The sequence below is a fragment of the Aquimarina gracilis genome (genome assembly GCF_035285365.1).
In the GTDB taxonomy this organism is placed as follows: Bacteria; Bacteroidota; Bacteroidia; order Flavobacteriales; family Flavobacteriaceae; genus Aquimarina; species Aquimarina gracilis.
In genome coordinates this window covers 143,578-166,224 of sequence record NZ_JAYKLX010000005.1, presented here as the reverse complement: position 1 = coordinate 166,224, position 22,647 = coordinate 143,578, and the positions used below count along the sequence as shown (strand labels likewise).

Below are 22,647 nucleotides of genomic sequence, written 5' to 3'. Positions count from 1 at the left end.
AAGTTTGGTGATTAGGCTTCCGCATCAAAATCTGATATCCATTTTCCTTGTACTTTTAGTACTTGTTCAATGACATCTCTTACACATCCTTTTCCTCCCTTCTTAAAAGACACATATTTTGAAATTTCTTTAATTTCGGCAACAGCATCTTGAGGGCAAGTTGGTAAGCCAACCATTTGCATTACGGGCATATCCGGAATATCATCCCCCATATACAATACATTTTCAGATTTAATATTGTAAATATCCAAATACTCATCAAGTTGCTCAACTTTATGATGTGCACCAAGATAAATATCGGTAATCCCAAGACCTTTTAGTCTTTTGCGCACACCTTCATTTTTACCTCCAGAAATTATACATACATTATATCCCTGTTGTACTGCTGTTTTCAATGCATAACCATCTTTGATGCTCATAGTTCTCAATAATTCTCCTTCGGTATTAATGATTACAGTACCATCAGTAAGTACACCATCGACGTCAAAAATAAAAGTAGTAATGTGTTGCAGGTATTCTTTATAACTTTTTTCCATATTTAGATTGTATAGCTTTAGTCAAGATTTTGTATAATTCTTTTTGAGAAGCGTGTGATAAGATATTCAGATGTCTTTCTATAGTTTGATTATCTTTTCGTATTGCTGGACCCGTTTGAGCTTCGGAAGGAGGCATTTTTGTGATTTTATTGGTAGTTTCCAATATTAAGGGATGCAAGATTTCAAAAGGAATATTGTGTTCCTGGCAGATATCATTACCAACAGAAAACAAGTGGTTTGTAAAATTGTTAACGAACACAGCAGAAACATGCAATACATTTCTTTGTTCTGAAGAAATTTTATAAACCTTTTTTGATAATGATCCAGCCAGATCTTTAAGAAGTTTTAAGTCATCTTCATTTTCGGCTTCCAGACAAAACGGAACTGTACTAAAGTCAACATCTTTATCTTTGCTGAAGGTTTGTAATGGGTAAAATACCCCTTTTTTATTAGAATTATCAAGCATTTCTATAGGTACGCTTCCTGAAGTGTGTACTACAAGTTTTCCCTTAAATGGAAGCTGAAGTGCAACTTTTTTAATGGCATCATCACTTACAGCTAACACATAAATGTCTGCTTCTTTAAGCAGGTTAATATCTTGAGTGATAGTATTTTTGTTCTGATTAGGATGTAATAATACTCCTTTTCGGTTATAGCACTGTATAACGTTAATAGATTTTTGCTTCAAAAAGGCAGCATATAGGTGTTGGGCTACATTTCCGGCACCAAGAATAACAACTCTAATCATTTGGCTAAAATAAGGAAGTTCCCTTAAAAAAATGAACAAGATTAACACTTCTGTTAAAACACATAAATCAAAACTTAATAATGATACTTTATCCTTTCAAAAACACTAAATTTGCCGAGCAAAAAAAAGAAAGGTAATATGCAGGATAAACTAGCAAGTATTTTGTTCTCGACGCGATTAATGGCAGTTTTGTTTATAGTTTTTGCGGCCTCGATGGGAGTGGGTACGTTCTTAGAAGACGCTTATGGCACCACGGCAGCAAGAATTTGGATTTATAATACCTGGTGGTTTGAAGCTATCATGGTTTTTTTTGCCATTAATTTTTGTGGAAACATTGTTAGGTATAAGCTTTACAAAAGGGAAAAGTGGGCAACTTTATTACTCCATTTATCTTTTATTCTAATCATTGTTGGCGCATTTGTAACACGTTACATAAGTTATGAAGGAGTAATGCCAATTAGAGAGGGAGAAACAACTTCAAAATTTCTTTCTGAAAAAACATATTTGACCATTTTCCTGGATGGTGAAATCAATGGAGAGCCTCGAAGAAGAATTATTTCTGAAGCGTTTGAGCTTGCTGAAGCTACTAATAATAACTTTACCATCAATACCGATTATAATGAGCAGCCGGTTACCATCGAATATAAAGATTTTATAATGGGAGCCGAAATGGGATTGCTTGAATCAGAAGATGGTGAAAGGTACTTGAAAATTGTTGAGGCAGGAGATGGTGATCGTCATGATCATTTTCTTAAAGAGGGTGAAATCTCGAATATTCATAATGTTTTAATAGCTTTTAATCGACCTACCGACGGAGCTATTAATATTACCTATGCGAATGACGAGTATTTTATACAATCTCCTTTTGAAGGCTCCTTTATGAGGATGGCAGATCAATTTCAAGGATTAGTTTTTAAGGATAGTATTCAACCGTTAATGCTTAGGTCCTTATATCAAACTGCCGGTATGCAATTTGTTATTCCCGAACCAGTAATTAAAGGAAAATATGATGTAGTTCCTATTGAAGTAAAAGATAAAGGCCAACAAGACGCGCTAATTTTTAATGTTTCAACCAAGGGAGAAACCAAAGAAGTAAAATTGCTTGGAGGTAAAGGATATCTTAATGATATGACCAAAATATCATTAGGTGGCCTTGATATGTACTTTCAATACGGGTCAAAGCAATTAGAATTACCATTTGCATTAAAACTTAATGATTTCATAGCCGAGAAATATCCAGGTACAGAAAATGTATATAAGTCTTTTAAAAGTAAAGTAGATATTGTTGAAGGAGATGATTCTAGACCTTATGATATTTATATGAATCATGTTTTGGATCATAAAGGGTATCGATTTTTTCAGGCTTCTTTTGATCCCGATGAAAAAGGAACGGTATTATCTGTAAACCATGACAGATGGGGAACCTGGATAACATATACAGGATATATGCTTTTGTATCTGGGATTAATGTTGATTTTGTTTACCAGGGGGTCACGTTTTAAAGATCTTGAAGTTATGCTCAATAAAGTAAAATCTAAAAAGAATTCTTTGTCAATGCTGTTGGCTCTTTTTATCTCGACATTTTCTTTTGCACAAGATATTTCTACCCATGGGGATCATTTACAGACATTACCAACCAAAGTACAATTAGATTCTGTAATAAAAGCGAATGTTGTGAGTGAAGAACATGCCGCAAATTTTGGAAGCATTGTAATACAGGATGAACGTGGTAGGATGAAGCCAATAAACACATTTTCTTCAGAATTACTTCGTAAACTTAGCAAAAAAGATAGCTATGAGGGATTAAATGCTGATCAGGTGTTTGTTTCTATGGTAGAAAATCCTTTTATCTGGTATAGTGTTCCTATTATAGAAATTAAAAGAGAAAATGACAGTATTCGCAAAATTTTAGGAGTTCCCAAATCCGAAAGACGAGTTTCTCTAATCGATTTGGTAGAACCTGATGGGAGTTATAAGTTGGCGCCATATCTCGAAAGAGCAAGTAGTACCAATACGCCTAGTAGCTTTGAGAAGGATTTTCTTAAAACCCACGAGAAGTTTTATTTGCTTAATCAAGCTTTGGGTGGTGGAATTTTAAAAGTATTTCCTGTTCCTGGTGATGAAGGAAATAAATGGGTTTCTATGCCAGAACTTAATGAATTCAAGTTTAGTGGTATGGATTCTGTGTATACAAGACAGATCATCCCAATTTACCGTCAGTCTCTACGGGAAGCTAGAACAACAGGAGATTATAGTAAACCTAATCAATATGTTGAAAGCATAAAGAGTTTTCAGCGAAAATTTGGTAGTGAAGTATTGCCCACAGACAAAAAAGTTAAAGCCGAAATTGCTTTAAATAAGTATGATATCTTCAGAACATTATATAGGTATTATGGTTTGATTGGATTGCTTTTAATGATCTTTGTAATCTTTAGGATTTTTAAAGAGTCTAAGGTAATTAGAGCTTTGATTTTTGGAACCATTGGTCTCGTTATTTTACTGTTTATATCGCACACAGCTGGATTAATTATCCGTTGGTATGTGTCTGGTCACGCTCCATGGAGCGATGCTTATGAGTCTATGATTTATGTAGCATGGATGACATTGGCTATAGGATTAGCTTTTGGAAAACGTAGCAACCTTACCATAGCAGCGACCACATTTGTTGCTGCGATTATATTGTTTTTTGCACATGAAAACTGGACAGATCCGGCGATTGCTAACTTGCAACCTGTATTAGATTCTTATTGGGTGCTGATTCATGTATCTATTATTGTGGGTAGTTATGGGCCTTTCTTTGTCGGTGCCATTCTGGGTATTCTTTCTTTGTTGTTGATTATGCTAACAACAAAATCTAATAAGAAAAGGATGGACCTTAATATCAAAGAGATAACCATTATTAATGAAATGGCGCTCACCATTGGACTGGTAATGCTTACTATTGGTAACTTCTTAGGGGGTATGTGGGCTAATGAAAGCTGGGGACGCTATTGGGGATGGGACCCCAAAGAAACTTGGGCACTCATAAGTATAATGGTTTATGCATTTGTGATTCACATGCGCCTGGTTCCTGGTCTACGAGGTAGATGGTGGTTCAATTTGGCATCAGTCATTGCTATTTATAGTGTGTTAATGACGTATTTTGGAGTGAACTTTTATTTGAAAGGATTGCACTCTTATGCTAGTGGAGATAAAGTCATAACTCCAAATTCTGTTTATTATTCTATAGCATTTTTGATTATTCTAGGGGGGCTTTCTTATTGGAGAAATAAGGTTCACTATAAGAAAAAAGAGGTCACTGAGTAAGCAATTCTGGATTTTTTTATCATTTTTCTACTTTAATTTTTGTCGATTAATTGCATCTATTATCGGTTAATGGTTTTGCCGTTTGTCATGTTAAAAAAAGCAAATGATTTTAAGATAATTTTAACACTCGATCACAACTGTTTTAAACTTTTGGAAATCAGTGTACTTATGCTTAATTTTTGTTATGATTTTTTTAACTTAAACTTAAGTTAACGTTTTGTTACTTTTTTTAAATCAAAAAGTATTATGTTTGCACCGTAATTGAATTGATGCAGAGACATTGATTTTTTACATGCCTACCTTAAAGAAAGTTTCATGTGTTGCATGAACACTTTTAAATAAAACTATTTTTTTTGATTATGTGATCATACAGTTTTTTGTATGCACATTATCCTTGAATGACTTTGTCGTTCAGGGGATAGAAGGTATTGTTTATTTTTTAAACGGGGGAATAACTAATAGACCAAAATATATCTAAATGAAGCAAACAACCACACGCAATGGGGGCTCTATTGTATTTGTATTGATTTTATGTTTATCATTTCTATTGAGTACAAATGTTCGAGCTCAGGTTTCAGCAGAAGAACGTCAAGCCTTAGTTGATTTTTACAACGCTACAAATGGTGATAACTGGAAAAACACTTTAGAAGGAAATCGACCATGGCAGATAAACGATCCTAATTCACAAGTTACAGATTGGTATGGGGTTTACGTGACAAATGGCAAGGTTGTACAATTGGATATGTTCAAGAATAACCTTACAGGTGTTTTACCTCCTTCTTTAGGAACGTTTACCGATATGAACAAGCTAGTTCTTAGTGGTAATGATATAGGAGGGGAATTGCCAGATAGTCTCATTCATCTTACAAAATTGCAAGCTATTCATTTAAGTAATAATGAATTTACCGGGGCTATTCCAATTCTGAAATTGCTTAATGCGTCCAAAATTACCTATCTTTATTTTGATGGGAATAACTTTTCTGGACCTATTCCTCCTGAGATAGGGCAATTGTCTAATCTTGTCTATGTTAGTTTATCATATAATGAACTATCGGGAAATATACCTGTAGAAATTACTCAGCTTCCTAACTTAGTTACTTTGTATTTTTCGGGTAATCGGCTTACCGGAAATATTCCTCCAGAATTTGGTCAAATGCCAAAATTGACAAGGTTGTCATTTACCAATAATAATCTGTCTGGTGTTATACCTCCAGAATTGGGTAACGCTATTAAATTAGGAGCATTGTCGTTTGCTGGGAATCAACTTACAGGTTCTATTCCACCACAATTAGGGCAGTTAACAAACTTATATTCTCTTAGTTTTAATGGTAATCAGTTAACAGGTTCGATTCCAAGGGAATTAGGGCAATTGGTAAATGTAATCAGATTGTATTTTTATGATAATCAGCTTACTGGAAGTATCCCGGCTGAGTTTGGTCAATTAGCAAAATTAGAAAATTTACAATTAGGTAAGAATCAACTCACAGGATCTTTACCAGCAGAATTAGGATTATTACCAGTAATTAAACGTATTAGTTTAGATGGAAATCAACTTTCTGGAAGTTTCCCTCCAGAATTAGGTCAATTATCTACATTAGAGCATGCACATTTTCATAACAACGAGTTCACCGGTGCAATCCCTGAAACTTTTGGACAACTCATCAATTTAAAGGCATTGTATGTTTATGGGAACAACCTTTCTGGTTCAGTGCCGGTTAGTATTAGTGCGCTTCCTAATCTTACAGCATTTGGAATCTCGGGTAACAAATTTGTCTTTTCAGACTTTGAATCCAACTTTACAGCCTTTAATAATATATCAAGTTTTACATACAATCAGCAGCAGAAAGCTGACATTGAAGAGACATTGGATGTTACTGTTGGAGAAACTATTACTTTAACGTCAAATGCCTTTAACAGCCCTAATAACTCATATCAATGGTATAAAAATAATGCCGTAATACCTGGAGCAACAAGCAAAGAATATGTCATTTCTAATGCAGCAGAGGCTGATGCAGCAAAATACAAAGTACTTGCAACCAACTCTGTTGTTTCTGGTCTTAATATTTATCGTAACGATATAACCCTTACTGTTTCACCTGCAAATAATGTTTGCAATGTTTCTGAAACAGAAAGGCAAGCGCTTGTTGATTTATACAATACTACAAATGGAGCTAACTGGACAAACACATGGGATCTTACAAAACCCGTTTGTGAGTGGTATGGAGTCGCTGTCGAAGAAGGAAAAGTTAAAAGTGTAGATTTAAGAAGTAATAATCTAACGGGATCATTGTCTAGTACCGTCGGTAATTTATTGAACTTATCTTATCTTAATCTAAATTATAATAATATTAATGGGGATATTCCAAATACTTTAGGAAGTTTACTTGAATTATCAGTATTATATCTAAGAGGTAACAATTTTTCTGGGACAATTCCAAATACTTTAGGTAGTCTTACAAAATTGCAATATTTGTTTTTGGACATAAATAATCTTTCTGGTACAATACCAGTAGAACTTGGGCAATTGGCCAATCTTACCATACTTAACCTTAGGGATAATAAATTGAATGGAAACATACCCGTTTCTTTAAGTACACTTTCAAAGCTTAGAGATTTAAATGTATCTAAAAATGAACTATCTGGAAATTTGCCTTCAGAGTTAGGTCAACTTGTGAACCTTGAAGCATTCTATATTTCTGATAATCAATTTACAGGCGATATTCCAGCTCAATTTGTTAACCTAGTTAGTTTCAATAATTTTTGGATAGGCGAAAACAATTTTGTGTTCTCTAATTTAGAGCAATCCTTTGCAGATTATACCACTAAACTTGGTGCTAATTTCAAGTTCTCACCTCAATCTAAAGTGGATAGTATACAAAGCTTATCTGTAGAGGTTGGAAATTCTATAACATTATCGAGTGTAGACTTAACCAGTGTTAATAACACCTACCAATGGTACAAAGATGGAGTTGCTATTGCTGGTGCTACCAATAAAGATTTAGTGATTAATAATGCCGCTGATACAGATGCGGGAATTTATCATTTTACCGCAACTAATAGCGTTGTAACTACTTTAACACTTGAACGGAATACTATTACTTTAAATGTTACCCCGGCAACAAACGTTTGTGCAGCAGTACCAACTGCAGATGAACAATACGCTCTTGAGCAGTTTTATAATGTTACAGGCGGGGCAAACTGGACCAATAATACGAATTGGTTAACAAGTGCTCCTATTTGCGATTGGTATGGTGTAACGGTTGTAAATGATAAAATTGTTGGTTTAGAATTATCAAATAATAACCTTGTAGGAGATGTTTCTACCGTTGTTTTTGATTTTCTTTCAAACCTTGAAACATTTAATGTTCAAGAAAACAATCTTAGTGGTTCATTAAGCGATTTGATTCTTAGAAAGTTGAAAGTATTAAATGTAAGCAATAATAATTTTTCTGGAAGTTTAAATTTTGGAAGACAATTAAATAATCTTACCTATTTAAATGCGAGTAACAACAGTTTTTCTGGAGAGGTTATTCTTGAAAATATAGGAGAAAATTTAAGCTCTCTTACTTATTTGAATCTATCTTCAAATGAGTTCTCGGGGTTACTTCCAGAAGATATGTATCTATTATCTGCTATAGAAACTTTTGACGTTTCTAATAATAATTTTGAAGGTGTAATCTCTTTACAGGAATTTGCCTCTTTTACATCTTTATCAAAGTTAAACTTGGCAAACAATAGATTTTCTTCATTATTTATGGTTAATGTTAATGACTTTACAAACCTAACAGAACTTGGGTTAGATCAAAATGAATTTAAATTCTTCTCATTTGAAAATCACTTTAATGATTACGTTACGGGATTGGGCTCCAATTTCAAATATGCGCCACAAGCTAAAGTAGATGGTGTTGAAAATCAATCAATAGCTGCAAATGGCTCAATTACCTTAACAAGCAATGATTTAATTAGTAGCAGTAATAGTTATCAATGGTTTAAAGATGGGGTAGCCATAGTAGGAGCAACTAATAAAGACTTAATAATTGGCAATGCTGCCGATACTGATGCAGGAGTATATCATTTTACAGCTACCAACAGTGTAGTAACAGGTATGACTTTAGAACGTAACCCAATCACATTATCTGTGACAGCTCCGGTTAATGAATTGAAGGTGACCGTAAATACCGTAGAGTTACCTAATTCTAACTTTGACATTGTCTCTGGGGATATCACAGTTCCAGGTTTGGTAAGTGGTAATACAGATAGCGAGACATTGGTGAATTTAGGAGCAGATACCGGAGAGGATAAAATCGTATTAATCAATGTGAAACCATCTCAAAATGCTACTGCTTTACATCTTAGGTTTACAGTTAATAGCACCGGGGTGTCAAATGTTCAGGTTCAAAATGGTGTTAATTGGCTGGAGTTCTCTCCAGAGTTTTATCGTATCATAGACAATACAATATATTTTGTAAATAAGAAGCCCATTCAAAACGTACCTTTTACATTGAACTTAATAAACGGTGTTCAATATGATTCTACAGCCGGCCCGTTAAGACTTCTGGTTAAAGACGGTATTGATTTAACTGGAGCGACTTTAGAAATCCTTTTTCCAGTAAATTCTGGCGGAGAAGGAGGTCCGATTCTAAGTCGTTTAGGAAAAGGTAATCCAATTCCTAATACTACAAGAAGTAGTCAAATTGTACAACCAAGTCAAACTATCAATGGTTTTGAAGTCGATGGCGCCTTCTGGTATCCAGGTTCTTATAAGTTCATATTAAACATACAGGGTAAATCATTTAAAGGACATTTCTTAATAGTTCAGTCTGAAGGTGGTGGTGGAACTGCTGAATTTTAAGTAGTTATAAATCCTACAAGTAATTAATTATAATAAAATCAATAAAGTGAAAATTATAAATAAAGTACATCTCTTATTCACCATTGTTGTGATTTTACTTTCAGCATATTTGTTTCTTCAGCAAAGAAATGTAAAGAAAATAGCCGTTGTAAATGCTCAGCTTGTATTAGAAAAATATGATGGTTTTAAGGAAGCTCAGGACTTGTATGAAATTAAAACCAAAGAGATGAGCGAGACCTTTGAAAAGCAAAAAAGGGCCTACGAATCAAAATCCAATGAGCTTGAAATCATTAAGAAGAAATTATCTAAAAGTGAGTTGGAAGTAAAAAAAGGTGAACTAGAAATACTTAGAGCCAAAACAGCTCAACTTGGCAAAGCCATAGAAAATAAGGCAAAAGTACAAGAAGAAGAATTATTGCAAGGGGTATACAATAAAGTCAACGATTATGTAAAACGCTATGCTGAAGCTAATAATATCGATTTGATAGAAGGCGTAACTGGTTCGGGAAACATACTTTATGCTTCTGATCGTATAGATATCACAGAAATAATTATAGAAGGATTAAACAAAGAATATGTTGAAGGGATTAAGGACTAGTATCGTGATGTTTCTGTTGGTTTTTACCAGCTGTAGCTCTACAATCAATAATGAAGAAGAGTTGTTACACTGGTTAGGTGATATGGATAATGGGTTTGTGAAAAAAAACAGAGCAAATGGTTTTTTGTTGTCAATGAAATATTTACCTCCAGAATATTTAGCGATTAATGAGATGAAGAAAGATAGTAATGATAATATGAAAGACTTGAATCAATACATTTCTGAGTTTAAGAACTCTAGAACTTTTCTTTTGACCATAAGTAATGATGATCAATCAATGAATGCAGGTAACTATGACGTTGCAAACATGGCCGAGTATGGGGCAAGAATTAGAGATCTAAGTTTTAATATCAAAGAAATATTAACCTTGAAGACAACCTCTGGAAAAAAGTATAAGCCAGTATTAACTACCATGGAAAATTCATATGAGATCGTCAATAAAAGATCAATTTACATGGTGTTTTCGGATGATGAAAAAGAAATAATGGATTCAGAACAACTAGATGTTGTATTTGAAGATACATTTTTAGATACAGGAATCAATCACTTTGTTTTTGAAAGTAAAAAAATAAACAATCTACCAAATTTAAATTTTAATTAAGAGCACTTATGATTTCAATAAGTAAAAAGAACATTAAAGTCATTACATATTTCTTGTTATGTGATATGTTAATTGGGATTTTTGTACCATCTATAGGTTCATTATATGCATTAACCTCGGGTCCAAGTTCCCCAGAGTTCTCAAGTTTTGAGCCTGTTGCTACTACTAATCTGGTAGATCCTTTGTCGGGTAATTTCACTTACAATTTACCAGTAATTCAAATCCCTGGTCCAGATGGAGGAGGATATGCAATGTCATTATCATACCATAGTGGTACTTCTTCTGAGGAAGAAGCTTCTTGGGTAGGCCATGGTTGGACACTAAATCCAGGCGCCATTAATACGAGCGTTCGGGGATATCCTGATGATTACAACAATGTTCCAGTGGATGTGTATAATAAAACCAGACCGAGTTGGACCATGACTGGATCCGGAAAAGCAAATTTAGAAGTTTTTAGTCAATCAAAGAAAAATGATGACGGTAGTCGTAGCGAACAATTTAGTTTAAGTGCAGGTTTAAATGTTAGATATAACAATTACCAAGGAGTATCCAGGACAACTTCTATAGGTTTGTCGAAGGGTTTTGGTAGCTTGTCTCTTAATCGTTCTCCCACAGGAGTAACTTTTAGTGCAGCAATAAATCCATTTGCTCTTTTAAAGACCGGTGTTCCTGATTTGTCTTATGAAAAGGCAAAAATAAAGTCAAGGACCAAGAAAAACGGTAAACAGGTTAGAGATAAGAGTGGAGTTGCTGCTGGAGTAAGAGGAGGAGGAAGCCTTAATTTAGGTTCTACTTTTGGTTTACAATCATTTACAGATGTAGGTCAATCTGTTTCACTAACAAAACTCAATGGGATCAATGTAAACCTGAGCTATGGTGGGCAAGTGAATTTGGCAGTTGCACCCGTAGGTATCGAGGGTGGAGTTTATGGAACATTTTCTTTAAACCATTCTGCTGCGCGTAGGACTTTAAATGCTTCAGGGTATTTGAATTCTTCAGTTAATGCAAGGTCAGATTATTTTACAGAGAAATCTCAACCTTTCGATAGAAGGGATTTCTTTATAGGTATTCCTTTTAGTAGCCCTGATAATCACATGTTGTCTGGTGAAGGTTTGTCTGGTGGATTTAGAGCCTTTGCAGATGGCCCGAGGGCATACGCTAATAACGATGATACCAAAAACAACATCAAGACTTACGGAGTTGGTTTAGAAGGGATGGTAGGAACCAATATCGGTGTAGGTGTTAATCTTTCTTTTGGAAAAAGTACTTCAGAAATGAGATCTAGGGCTAACTTAGGTGGCGGATCTCATAGTGATATAAAATATCGTTTTTATGGAGATAAAGGAGGTAAAGTTAATTTTGCTAACAATGATGTTGCATATGTAGAATTAGGTGCAAACCCAGATTTTCCTGGTATTAAACAAGTGAGTACAGCTGTTAAGGACGAGGGTAAAGCATTTTTTGACGCATCTTTGAAATCTGACCAGAATACTTCATCACACATCGAAAAATTAAGTTCTGGAGGTTTTGAAATTTACAACGAATCTGGAATCAAGTATGAGTATTCACAACCAGTGATGATTAAAAATACGGCAAACTTATCATTCGATGTTGACGATAAAGATACTGTTGAAAAAAATTATTTGGCTTATACAGAAACTTATCTGAAAGATAATTATGAGGTAGAAGTATGCGCTCAAGAAAGAGTTACAGGGGAAGTAAGAAGGATGCCCTATGAGAATACTTCATTATTAAAAGTCATCACCACTCCTGATTATATTGATCTAGGACAAGCAGGGCCAGATGATAGTGATTTTGGAGGTTGGACCTCATTTGAATATCATAAGAAATATGGAGAAGCTAGTGAAGAAGGTAAATGGTATCGTTGGAGAATACCATACAATGGACTTTACTATAGCAAAAACTCTATATCAGATGTTAAGGACGATACAGGATATGTATCAACTGGAGAAAAAGAAGTCTTTTACTTGAAAAAAGTAGAGACAAAAACGCATGTAGCATATTTTGTTACCAATAAATCTAACGCTGCAAGATTTGGAGTTTCAGGAGATGGTTCAAGTTATCTATCAGGATCCCAGGAATCTCGATTAGATGGATTAGCCGCAGAAGATTTGTCAGCAACCATAGATCCAGCTTCCGAAAGTGCAAGATCCAAAGGAACAGACGAACTAGAGTATCTAGAGAAAATAGTATTGTTTTCCAAGGCAAGAATGGATGTGCCGTTGCAGGTTACTAATTTTCAATATGATTATTCATTAATTCAAAATTTACCAAATAACGTAAACGGAAACTATCCCAATAATAAAGTATCTGCAAACAGTGGAAAACTAACTTTAAAGAAAGTATGGTCAGAATTTGAAGGAGTGGTAGATGCAAGAATCAGTTCTTATAAATTTGGTTATCAATATACCGCTAACCATCAAATGTCTACCCAATATTCTTTGTCAGCTCAAAACCCAGATTATGGTCCACATGTTTTAGATGCTTGGGGGTATAATCAATTCAATGTTAAAGGAAACACTAATAGTGCTGAGAATAGGCATTTAAATCTGATCACATGGCCTTACCAAGGTGATATTTCACCAAGATTATTTGATCCCGCTGCATGGCAACTTAAACAAATTGTCTTGCCGTCTGGAGGAGAGATTTTAGTTGAATATGAAAGCAAGGATTATCTATATGTACAAGATAGAGATGCGATGGCGATGGTGAGTCTCACGAGTGCTTCAAACTCTTACGATGATCCAACATATACATTGGATTTATCGGATATTGGAGGGTATTCTGATGGTTTATGTGAAAAAGTTAATGAATATTTCTTAGAAGGAAGAGCTAATGGTGGCGGTGATGATGATGTACGCAAGCGAATATATTTTAAACTCTTATATGCATTAGAGAATAATAGAGCAGATTTATTAGGTTGTAAATCTGAGTATATCACTGGATATGCAAAGGTCAAGAATATTACTTGTAATGGAAGTTCAATTTCAATAACCCTAAAAGGTAGAACAAATGGGCATTACATTGGTGAAGGATTTACAGAAAATCACATAGAAGATAACAATTATAGATTGACACCACGTCAGGCATGTTATGACTATTATATTACACAAAGATGGGGTAAATATACTGCAGGTTGCGAAGGTGCGTTCGAAAGAAAGTATGAAGCAGCAATCAATAATGACCTTCTTAATTGCGGAGATATTGGTAGCACAAGTTTAGGTAAAGCATTAGATGCTTTAGAATATGCCCAAGATGGTATAGAAGGATTGGCAGATAGAAGGATAAATACGTCTTTCCCTAGAAAAAATGAAGTGTGTATGAGCTTAAATCCACAGCTTTCATACCTAAAGATTCCTATAAACAAAGCAAAAAGAGGTGGAGGGGTAAGAGTTAAAAAACTTTTGATGTATGATAAGGGAATAGAATCTGGAGATTCTGCCACTTATGGTCAAATATATAGATATGAATTAGAAGATGGAAGATCTAGTGGTGTAGCAACCAATGAACCTCAAGAGATGAGAGAAGAAAATCCGTTAGTCGGTTTTCTTCCTAAAAAAGATCAGTCTTGGATTAATAGGCTAGTTGCAGGTAAAGATAAAGAACAATCTGAAGGACCAATTGGAGAATCCTTATTACCCTCGGCTACTGTAGGGCATTCGAGAGTAGTGGTAGAGAATATTCATACTGGGAAAACAGGAACAGGGTATACCGTTCATGAATTTTTTACATGTAAAGATTATCCATATGATAAATTGTACGACTATAGTATATATAAAAATGGTGATCGACAGTTTGATTTTGCCGATGTAAGACCCGAACGAGGAGTGTCATTCTCTGTTTTACAGGATAATTTACACGACGACAGGTTGAATTTGCCAACACCATATTTTACATATGGATTTGATAAGGCATGGGCATCACAAGGGTTCAGGTTTATACAGAATTCTATGCACGGTGCTCCCAAATCAGTAAGAACCTATGGAGGTACTTATGTACCTGGAAGTACAAGCTACATTTCTTCTGGTCAGGATTTCTATTATTATGAACCTGGAGAAAAAGTAAAACTCTTTACAGAGTTTGATGGAGAAAGTGCAGGTAAATACATATGGGATGTTCCTGGAAAAGAAATGGATATTACTCAAGAAGGGTACAGAATTGATAATAAAGATTTGGACTTCGAATTTGAAATTGATGTGAGTGTTGGACTTACGTTACCACCACCAATTTTTGTTTCGTTTGGTTTAGTGTTTAGATATAAAGAACAATTACTTACCAAGTATGCCACTTCGAAGGTAATTAAGTACCCGGTTATACAAAAGAAAACAGTTACTTATACCGATAATATCGCATCCACCACAGAGAATTTGGCGTTTGATTATGGCACGGGTCGCCCAGTTCTAACTAAAACATATGATGCGTTTCACGGTATAGAACTTGCAAATTCAGATCAGGTTCATGATGGTTCTATTTACAATCTTAACCTTCCCGCACATTGGAATTATTCGGGAATGGGACAAAAGTCCGACCTTACAAACAATACGAACCAACTTCTTGCGAGCTCTGGTCAGATTGTTACCTATGGTTCAAATGCCAATCCTATTGATCGGGATGGTAATTGGACTATTAAAACCGATAAAATAATATCTGCAGGAGCTAATACGTATAACACATTGGCAGGTGTAACAGAATGGGTTAATAACCAAAGTGTTAATAGTGTTTATGGCTCTTTGGGTAACTCTTCAGTATTTAGAATGCATGAAAGCTACGCTTTTAAAGGTGATGTAAAAAAATCTTCCGATCGTAATACCGATAACGGAAAAATTTATGAAGGAGGAATTGTAGAAAACTTTACTCCATTCAATTACAAAAGTGATGTACAAGATCAACAATGGGTAAAACTAAATGAAGTAACAAAGTATTCGCCAAACGGTGTTTCACTCGAAGAACGAGATGTTCTTGGGGTACCTAGTGCTGCAAAATATGGGTACAATTTTACATTACCGACAATGATTGCTAAAAATGCTACTTACGACGAAGTATATTTTGAACATTTTGAAGATAAAGTAGGAACAATTACTGGGTTAGTGAATAATACTGCACATTCAGGAATATATTCTAAACAAATTATATCTGGAGAAAGCCTTATTAAAAATGTAGTAGCACGCGAATTACTTACTACTACTGGAGGATGGCTTAAGTTTTGGACCAAATCAAATGAGGATTTGATGAATCCCCAAGTTGATGTAAATGGTAACGTATTTACTCCAGAATTCATGGCCAAGACTGGTGAATGGACATTATACAGGGTATTCATTACTCCACAAGCATTTGTTTCGGGACAAGAAGTTTTAGCGACTTTAAGTTTTGAAAACCCAGAGGCTTATTTGGACGATGTTAAGTTTAATCCTAAAGAAGCTCAAACCACAAGTTATGTTTATGATGTAAAATCACTTCGATTATTAACCTTATTTGATGATCAACATTTTGGTTTGTTCTATCAATATAATGGAGAGGGACAATTGGTAAGAAAACTAATTGAAACAGAGAAAGGCTTGAAAATAATTACAGAAACGCAATATAATTTACCAAAAGAAAGTCGTGAGAGAATTTAAGATTATAGTATGGATAATGATTTGTTGTTTTCACTTTGGATTTGCTCAAAATGAAACTTCAAATACATGTAAAGGTAAGATAATTAGTTACCTGGATGATATGGAGAAAATTCTATCACCCAAGAACAACCAAGTATATTATATGAAGTATAGTACAAATACAGTTTTTTTTGAAGAGTATAAAGTTCCAACTTCATCAACAACTACAGAAATGCTCATTTCTGGAGATAAAGTGATGATGAATGACGAGAATATGAAAATATATGGAAATCAAGAAGAGATGTTTGTAGTATTGCCTAAAGCAAATATTATTTATTGGAACGATTCTGATCCTCGACTGTTTTCAGATAATAATTCACAGAAAAAGTTCCTGGATATTGAAAGGTCACTTCTGAAATCTTCCAGTTCTATTACATGCGACACAAAAGAAAATCAACAAGAGATTATCATATTTCCGAATAAAGATTTTGAAAAAAAGACGGGACTTTTAAAACAAGTTTTGGTATATGATTTAGAGTCCAAAAGGGTCATAAGTGTAGAAAATAGATTCAATAAAAAAAGCAAAATCAAAAAGCAAGTGGTTTATTATGAGGTTGTCGATTACAATAGTAACAACAAAATTAAAGAGCCGTTGAATTATGTTTTTAATGGAACAGAACTTAAACCTGCTTATAAGAATTTTGAAATTATAAATAATAGAAAAAACAAATGATGATTTTGTATTGGGGAATAATCGTGCAAACGAATATGTTTAATTAATATATAAAATCTATCGGATAACTTTTAAATTAAAAATCACAGATGAAAATTAACTGGTTACTAACAAAAGTCATCTTTTTGCTTTGTTGTACTTGCAATATGATGTTTGCACAAGACAAAGGGGTTTACCTGGACAACACGATGTTAAGCATTCCAAATACAGGGCAATCATCTTCAGGTAGTTTAGATTTTATTACGCCATGTTCTACTTTTAAAGTAAATGAAGGTAAGGCCTGGGTAAAAATAGACTTAGGAGAAAATTATGAATTGGGATATGATAACTTCGGAATTCCCTTTGAAATTGAATTGGACCTGGCTTTAAAAGTGCTAACCCAAAACGCTACTTCGGGGCCAACAATATCATTTAATGTTAAACTAAATAATAACACCCCAGAGAGTATTGTGTTTTTAGATCTAGGTCAATACATTGATACTCAAAATACCGGGACGGGTTTTTCTTATGCTGACCGTCAAATTACTGGCATAGAGGCTACCATAAGTAATGTAACAAATACTGCTGCAGCTATAAACGTGGCTACAGATTTAAAAGTGAAATTAAATTATGAAATAGCTTATGGCATAGATGTAAGCGCAAACTCAATTACGAACTTAACCAAAAACGTGGTCGATGAAACCAAAACAGTAGTTTTTAACTGGGATAGTAATTGTCAAGCTCCGGGGTATGAGTTTCAGATAATCAGACTGTATAATACTAGTGAATCTACTGTTTCTGATCAAACTACTATTACAACAACCATTGATTGGAGTAAAGCATTATCCTTGCATGTTGATGGATCAACGACTTCTATAGACCTTAGTATGGGAGAAGGACAGGGGTATTATGCATGGCGAGTACGTCCGGTTGGAACATATTATGAAAATGGAATAGGAAATAATAAAAACTGGGGTTCATGGAATGCATTAGATTATGCGGCTTGTACATCTTGCATTTTTACAACAACTACAAGTGATCATCAAGTATTTTTCTTTATTGATCCAGATGATCAGAAAAATTATCAATATAGTAGAGTTTTTACCGAAGAAAATAAAGTAAGCGAGCAAGTTACTTATGCAACCTCCTTAAATCAAGTCAAACAAACACAACGTTACTTACCATCAAAAGATTATAAAGTTATAACACAGACTATTCTTGATAATTCTGGTAGGCCTACTCTAAATACTTTACCAGTGCCTGTTTCTGGGGAGAAAATAAGTCAATATAAAGAGAATTTTGTGCAAGCCAGTGGTAGCCTTTACAAAGCCAGCGATTTTGATAATCAGAATAGTTATAATTCTCCGGCAATGATTGATGCTACTGGAGCATTTGAATATTACTCCAGTGCAAATTCTGATAAAAGAATTGCAGATGCCGAAGGATACCCATTTACCCGAGTAATTTATAGTAATGATGGTACAGATCGTGTTGTTGAACAATCGGGAGTTGGTAAAACACATATGATCGGAAATACCGCAGATGGAAAAACTAGAACCACACGAACTTTATATTCTACTCCAACTGAAGATGAGTTGGTGAAATTATTTGGTGACGAAGCACCTAATCATGAAGATGTAGCCAAAATAATAACAGTCGATCCTAATAATACGAGGTCGGTATCTTACATTACCAAAGAAGGAAATACCATTGCGACTGGCTTAACTTTCAGCGAAGATGATGATGTTTTAGATAGTGTAAAGGACAATAACCCTGATAATACAGTTAATGGAATCACAGATAGAATTACAAACAACATAAAAACTACTAACGGTTTTATGGCTTCAAAACGTATTTCAATTTTAGAAGATGGAACCAACGTAAATATAAGCTATACAATTGCGAGACCAGTTTTAGAAGGATTATGTCATAACCTAGAATTGGATCTTGATTACAGTTTGAAAATAGAAGTTTTCGATGTTAACACAGGTAATGTTGTTCATAGTTTCAATGAGCCAACATTAAAAGATTTGGCAGATACAACAAATGATGGAATTGATAATGTAACTGTTGATTTCGGAACTGTTACACTAGATACAGGAACATATTATGTTCAGAAAACTTTGGTGCCAAGCGATAATATTAAACTTGATTTAGTAAGTTCTGGTGATACAATTAATAATCTTATTAAACCATTTTTCAATTGGATAATTGAGTTCTCTGACAAGATTGATTGTGAAGAAGAAATGGAGTTTTTGTATAATGATATTTACCACTTCGGAAGGCAAATTCATACCAGACAATTTACTTCAAACATGACTATAAATCCAGATACACAGAGTAGAAATTTATGGTTTGATTTTGACTGTGATGGGTGTTCGCAGGAAAGAATAAATTTTGCAGGAAAAAATCCTACCGATCCAGAAGCCGAAGATAAGTTCTTAGATTATTATATAGGAAGAGAGGATCAGTATAGAATTACTGTGTATTATTTTGATGTTAATGGTGAATTAAAGGCATTTAATTATGACCAGGATGTTACTCTCGGTGATAGAAGACCAGTAAAGGTCGAATTTGAGACTCCATGTTGTGAATTTCAAATTCCTATTCTATTCACACCGCCTTTCAAAACTCCACCAGTTGCTGCGCTAGAACAGTATAGAGCTAATAAACAATTGGCAGATCAAGTTATAGAATCTACATCATATTTTGGAACAGGAACTGCTCCACTTACAACACATGATACCACAAATAACTGGATACATCCTAACCCTAACCATTTATTGAATACCGAGGAAAATTTTACCTATGAAGAGTCTGAGGATGGTGTGGTGACTTTAAAAAATACTGATGCGTACCCGATCGATTTTGAAGGATATGCCATTTCTATGTTGTATGAGTGTAAAAAACCTCTAAATACAAATTATACCAGAGAAGATGCAGCGAGAGAAATTTATAGCAAATTAAGAGGATGGGAAAGGCCAGGATTATTTAACCAAATGGTGTATCACATGACAATGGATTCATATGGAGATCAGGACTGTCCTAATGAAGAATTCCCCCCAATTGATTATCCCGCTCCAAATGGTAATTATGAAATATGCGATTATCCAAAACCGAAGGTTAGATTACCTGGAGCACAATATGCAGCGCAAGAGTTGGCTGAATGCTGGGAACCTATTGTTATAGAATTAATAAATGAACTCTGTATTGGTGGATATGATATAGATGAAGATGATGAAAATAATATAGCACAAAGTTATGACGCAAGAGGAGGAGATAGCGAAGGCGAGTTTAAAAGAAATATAAAAAACTTTATAGTAAGGTGGATATCAAAGCGTAAGTTAATTAGAAGATTACGTGGTCAAGTGGTAAGCCCGGGAGGTGCAGCACAAGATGCCGCACTTGAGCAAGTAGGTAGCGTTGTACATAAATTCCTTGAATGTACAGGGTATAAATTTGGAGATATTATCAATGAAGTTGATATTGACGAGGCTCCAAGAGCAAACTTCCCAGTATTTCAACCAGACTTTGATACACTTGTCAATTCACTAACGGGTAAGGAATATACAAAGTATGATCGCTTCAGGCTTAAACACCCATCTATGGGCAATGTAGATAATTGGCAATTGCTTACTCAAGATCCTAATAATATTGATTTTCCAGAGCAAGCTGTAGATTCTTTAGGTCAAGCAGAACAGGAAAATATTGCAATATTAAGAGACTTGTATTTTAGTATGAGAGACCCGGTGTATGCTTTTAAATATTATGAATATAAGGAAGGAACTTTTCCTATTCTGGAAGCAGAAACCTGTTTTAGAGACCCTAATATTTGTATTGATGAAGAGACAGGAGAAGAATTTGGATGTTGTGGTGAATACCCAGATGGAACACCGATTCCTTGTAATTTTTGCGGAACAGGGTACATCCAATGTGAGGTTACCTCTTCAGGTTGGGATTGTGACCAACGATTAACGTATTACAACCTGATTAAAGATTTTAAAGAAGAGGTTGTACCAGATATTGTTCCGGTTAATTGTGATAATTATTTTGAAGCAACAAAGTATGTTTTAAATCCCGACTTTGATAAAGAAAGTGGTTTTATTTTAACATTTGACAGCGATGAAGTTTTACCTGGAACATTATCTTCATTAGAATTTTTATCAGTGGATTTGTTTGCTGAAAATGGAGGGTATATTACTAATAGTTTGGCAGATATGCCTCCAATACCCCAAGAGCGTTGGTTTTACAACTTAAAAGGAGAGCAATTAGAAGAAGGAGTTAGTATCATCGAGAATGAGATATATGAACTCGTTCAGGATTGTGATGAGGGCTGTGATGACAGAAAAGCAGAGTTTAAACAAAAATTAATCCAATTGTTTGAAGATCGTTGTTATGTAATTGGAGAATGTAAAATTGAACCAAATGATAACATAGTTCCAGAGGGAGATATCGATATACTGGTAGAGCAAATGGTGTTACAATGCAAAAACCAATGTGAAGTAGATACCTACGCATGTATTGATGAAAGTTGTAGACTTCTGGGAGCACCTACAATAGTAGATCGCACCGACCCTACAGCTACAGCAAGATTTACTATTGATTTAAGCTTTCCCGAGTTGGGAGTTTCCGGACCTGTAGTTCAAGGATTATCTACACGACAAGATGAGAGACTAAAGTACTTTGATCCTTTAACAAATACAACCACACAAACCAATGAGTTGCCTATCATAAGCACACCAACTGCTTCAGGATTAATTGAATATTCTTATAATACTTCTGCGTTTCCTTTTGTAACTATCTGGGATATAAGACAATCTCTTACCTATGCTCAATCGACTAGATTAAAGCAAGCAACAGAGTGGAAAGTGAATTTGGATATTCCAAGTAAATGTGATCAGGTCGGTGAATACAACCCCGATCTAACATATGATGCTAATGACTTGCCCGTCGAGCCCGTATTTGTTTATAATTATAAGACTAAAAAATGGGTGCAACAATTATTCGAGTCACGTCCGGATCATCAACCACTAATCACTCCAGGCAGTGCCGTATATGGGGTTTGCACAAATCAGGAAGATTATATTAATCGCGAAAATCCAGATGGTCCTGGAGATACTTTTGTAGATAGAGATGAGTATATCAAGGATACATCGAATAGGCCATATACGCCAAATGATCCTTATTTCGACCCTGTAGAGTCACCAAAAACAGGAATCAATGTTATCATAGATCCTAATAATCCTAATAATTAAACCAAAAGCGAAAATGAAAAATAGAATCACACAAATAATAATCCTATGCCTAGGAATATTTTGCACCATCAGTTTCTACGCACAGGAGAGTGCTTTTGATTTTCGGGTTTATGAGAAAGAAAAGAATGTGTATGAAGTTTCATTTGAATTCTATGAAAATCTGAATATAAAGTTTATTCAGGTAGATGTTATACAAGGAGGAAAATTGTTAATCAATCAAGAAGCCAGTTTAAACAGAAAAGCCGATAAGAACTTTTACCTATTTCATAATCATAAAGAAACACGAGTATATCTCGATGATTTGAAAATGACTTTAGAAAAGAAATGGGATAGCACTAATCCAAACCCCGTATATATAGAAATACGGATTTTGAATGATGAATTTCAGTTTCTTGCAAAAAACAGAAAACAAATCAGATAACCA

At 34.6% G+C, this 22,647-nt stretch carries 10 protein-coding genes; 8 read left to right on the top strand and 2 right to left on the bottom strand.

Features of this window, described 5'->3' with window-relative positions; translation table 11 throughout:
• Nucleotides 1-11 precede the first annotated feature (11 nt).
• Nucleotides 12-536: a KdsC family phosphatase gene (locus U6A24_RS11305; RefSeq protein ID WP_324180082.1), complete on the bottom strand. Its 525-nt coding sequence runs from the start codon at nt 534-536 to the stop codon at nt 12-14.
• On the bottom strand, nt 520-1,284 hold the full coding sequence (locus U6A24_RS11300) for a Rossmann-like and DUF2520 domain-containing protein (protein ID WP_324180081.1): 765 nt from the start codon (nt 1,282-1,284) through the stop codon (nt 520-522). Before U6A24_RS11300 ends, U6A24_RS11305 begins: the two co-directional genes overlap by 17 nt.
• A gap of 138 nt (nt 1,285-1,422) precedes the next feature.
• Between U6A24_RS11300 and ccsA the strand changes: the two genes are divergently transcribed.
• The 8 genes from ccsA to U6A24_RS11260 all read left to right on the top strand — a co-directional run bounded on the left by ccsA (nt 1,423) and on the right by U6A24_RS11260 (nt 22,644).
• Nucleotides 1,423-4,590, top strand: coding sequence for a cytochrome c biogenesis protein CcsA (gene ccsA / locus U6A24_RS11295; protein WP_324180080.1), 3,168 nt, complete (start codon nt 1,423-1,425; stop codon nt 4,588-4,590).
• Between the two features lie 478 nt (nt 4,591-5,068).
• Nucleotides 5,069-9,442: a leucine-rich repeat domain-containing protein gene (locus tag U6A24_RS11290; protein WP_324180079.1), complete on the top strand. Its 4,374-nt coding sequence runs from the start codon at nt 5,069-5,071 to the stop codon at nt 9,440-9,442.
• A 46-nt stretch (nt 9,443-9,488) separates the two neighbouring features.
• On the top strand, nt 9,489-10,040 hold the full coding sequence (locus U6A24_RS11285; RefSeq protein WP_324180078.1) for an OmpH family outer membrane protein: 552 nt from the start codon (nt 9,489-9,491) through the stop codon (nt 10,038-10,040).
• Nucleotides 10,018-10,641 carry a hypothetical protein gene (locus U6A24_RS11280; RefSeq protein WP_324180077.1) on the top strand — a complete coding sequence of 208 codons (624 nt, stop codon included), beginning with the start codon at nt 10,018-10,020 and terminating at the stop codon, nt 10,639-10,641. Before U6A24_RS11285 ends, U6A24_RS11280 begins: the two co-directional genes overlap by 23 nt.
• A gap of 8 nt (nt 10,642-10,649) precedes the next feature.
• The gene (locus U6A24_RS11275) at nt 10,650-16,277 is read left to right on the top strand and encodes a hypothetical protein (RefSeq protein ID WP_324180076.1); all 5,628 of its coding nucleotides are present in this window, start codon (nt 10,650-10,652) and stop codon (nt 16,275-16,277) included.
• Complete coding sequence (locus U6A24_RS11270; protein WP_324180075.1) at nt 16,264-16,989, top strand: hypothetical protein; 726 nt, start codon at nt 16,264-16,266, stop codon at nt 16,987-16,989. The genes U6A24_RS11275 and U6A24_RS11270 overlap by 14 nt, the downstream gene beginning before the upstream one ends.
• Nucleotides 16,990-17,078: 89 nt before the next feature.
• On the top strand, nt 17,079-22,223 hold the full coding sequence (locus U6A24_RS11265; RefSeq protein ID WP_324180074.1) for a hypothetical protein: 5,145 nt from the start codon (nt 17,079-17,081) through the stop codon (nt 22,221-22,223).
• A 13-nt stretch (nt 22,224-22,236) separates the two neighbouring features.
• Complete coding sequence (locus U6A24_RS11260; RefSeq protein WP_324180073.1) at nt 22,237-22,644, top strand: hypothetical protein; 408 nt, start codon at nt 22,237-22,239, stop codon at nt 22,642-22,644.
• Nucleotides 22,645-22,647 lie beyond the last annotated feature (3 nt).